The sequence below is a fragment of the Blastomonas sp. genome (assembly GCF_041747255.1).
Taxonomy (GTDB): domain Bacteria; phylum Pseudomonadota; class Alphaproteobacteria; order Sphingomonadales; family Sphingomonadaceae; genus Blastomonas.
Genome location: NZ_JBGTFM010000506.1, coordinates 1 through 1,684 on the forward strand (window position 1 = coordinate 1; position 1,684 = coordinate 1,684).

Genomic DNA, 1,684 nt, shown 5'->3' on the forward strand with positions numbered 1-1,684 from the left:
CGGGCTGATCTCGGGTGTGGTCGATGCGCTGTCGAGTGCGCTGGGCATCGCCATCGACATCGCCGACTACCGCGAACACGCGATTGGCGCAGGCTCAAAGGCACGCGCCGCAGCCTATGTCGAATGCGCCATCGATGGCCGCGCGCCCTGCTTTGGCGTCGGCATCGACGAGGATGTCGCGACGGCATCGATCAAGGCGGTGCTGAGCGCGCTGGATGAGATTTGAGCCTTTTAGTTCCTCCCCGAAACGGGGAGGGGGACCGCGTAGCGGTGGAGGGGTAGCGGGATTGTGCCCAAGGATGATAGCGGCACAATTCCGCTTCCCCTCCGTCAGCCCTGCGGGCTGCAACCTCCCCGTTCCGGGAGTGGAATGACATCGACCAAGCCGTTTCCTTTTAAAACTTAACCGCCCGGTTAAAAACCCACTGGACACACACCGTCGCTCGGCTAATGTCCGGCCTCATGACCATGCCATCACCGCTGTGCGACAACCTGCGCCTGCCCGTTATCGGGTCGCCGCTGTTCATTATTTCAGGGCCGGAGCTGGTCATTGCCCAGTGCAAGGCGGGGATCATCGGGTCGTTCCCGGCGCTCAATGCGCGGCCGCAAAGCCAGCTTGACGAATGGCTGCACCAGATCACCGAAGCGTTGGCCGAACACAATCGCGCCCACCCCGAAAGCCCTGCGGCGCCTTATGCGGTCAACCAGATCGTTCACAAATCGAACGACCGGCTTGAGGCTGACATGGTCACCTGCGCCAAGTGGCAGGTGCCGATGGTCATCACATCGCTGGGCGCGCGCGAGGACCTGAACAGGGCGGTGCACGGTTGGGGCGGCATCACCATGCATGACGTGATCAGCGATCGGTTTGCGCGCAAGGCGATTGAAAAGGGCGCCGACGGGCTGATCCCGGTCGCGGCGGGCGCGGGTGGCCATGCCGGAGTAACGTCACCCTTCGCGCTGATGCAGGAAATCCGCCAGTGGTTCACCGGCCCGGTTGCGCTGTCAGGCTCGATTGCCAGCGGCGCTGCGGTTCTGGCGGCGCAGGCAATGGGCGCGGACTTCGGTTACATCGGCTCGGCCTTCATCGCCACGGTCGAGGCGCGCGCCGATGATGGCTACAAGAACGGCATCGTCGAGGGCAGGGCGGCAGACATCGTCTATTCCAACCTGTTTACCGGCGTCTCGGGCAATTATCTGCGCCAGTCCATCGTCAATGCCGGACTCGACCCGGACAACCTGCCGCAGGGCGATTACAGCACGATGAACTTCGGTTCCGGCGGCAACACCGAGGCCAAGGCCTGGCGCGACATCTGGGGCAGCGGCCAGGGCATCGGCGCGGTCGACAAGGTCGATACCGTGGCGGACATGGTTGCGCGGCTGACGCGTGAATACCATGCGGCGAAGGAATCGTTGCTGGCGCGGACGAACTATTGATGTCGGACTTGGCGTTCTCCGGCGAAAGCCGGAGTCCAGGAGTCAGATAGCGCTGCATCCGCTCTGGATTCCGGCTTTCGACGGAAAACAGATCGCAACCGCTCTCAAATCTCCAGCTGGCTTCCCAGTTCAACCACGCGGTTTGATGGCAGGTTGAAGAACTCCATCGGGCTTGCCGAATTTCGCAACATCCAGGCGAACACCTTTTCGCGCCACACCGGCATGCCGGGGCGCTCGGCGGTGAGCA

3 protein-coding genes are annotated in these 1,684 nt (G+C 63.0%); 2 read left to right on the forward strand and 1 reads right to left on the reverse strand.

The features are described from left to right. Together ACEW8G_RS16675 and ACEW8G_RS16680 are read left to right on the forward strand one after the other, a co-directional pair. On the forward strand, positions 1–226 hold a 226-nt coding region (locus ACEW8G_RS16675), incomplete at its 5' end, for an alpha-isopropylmalate synthase regulatory domain-containing protein (RefSeq protein ID WP_373489516.1). Between the two features lie 236 nt (positions 227–462). Further along, positions 463–1,437: an NAD(P)H-dependent flavin oxidoreductase gene (locus tag ACEW8G_RS16680; RefSeq protein WP_373489517.1), complete on the forward strand. Its 975-nt coding sequence runs from the start codon at positions 463–465 to the stop codon at positions 1,435–1,437. A gap of 104 nt (positions 1,438–1,541) precedes the next feature. On the opposite strand, the gene ACEW8G_RS16685 is transcribed toward ACEW8G_RS16680, so the two are convergent. Further along, positions 1,542–1,684, reverse strand: a 143-nt coding sequence (locus ACEW8G_RS16685) for a hypothetical protein (protein WP_373489518.1), incomplete at its 5' end; no start/stop codon positions are given.

What these genes read in the sequence shown, in the direction of transcription:
- ACEW8G_RS16680 (WP_373489517.1), top strand. Translation starts at nt 463, where the DNA reads ATGACCATGCCATCACCGCTGTGCGACAACCTGCGCCTGCCCGTTATC.